The 333-nt window shown below is 41.1% G+C and carries 1 protein-coding gene; it reads right to left on the bottom strand.

Features of this window, described 5'->3' with window-relative positions:
- A partial coding sequence (locus C1E99_RS05135) for a GntR family transcriptional regulator (RefSeq protein WP_153060163.1) occupies window positions 1–333 on the bottom strand: 333 nt, incomplete at both ends.

Below are 333 nucleotides of genomic sequence, written 5' to 3' on the forward strand. Positions count from 1 at the left end.
ATCTGCAAGTCTCAAACGTTCAACTTCAAACACTTCCTCACCCTGACTAAGTTGTAGATGCTGCGCAATATAGTCCGACGCCTTAACCAATTCAAAGGATAAAATCGAGGTCCTCGGTACTTTCCCAATTTTTTTCATTTGCTCAGTAAAACTATAGGCCTGAGACAAATCCACTGCAGTATCTGAAATCTCAGATACATAGGTTCCCTTACCGTGCTTCTTATAGACTAAGCCACGTTTTTCCAATTCTTGCAAAGCCAAACGAACTGTAATACGACTAACACCATAAACCTGTGTTAACTCACGCTCTGAAAACAACTTGTCATTCGGAGC

It is taken from the genome of Streptococcus suis, from assembly GCF_002964045.1.
GTDB classification, from domain to species: domain Bacteria; phylum Bacillota; class Bacilli; order Lactobacillales; family Streptococcaceae; genus Streptococcus; species Streptococcus suis_U.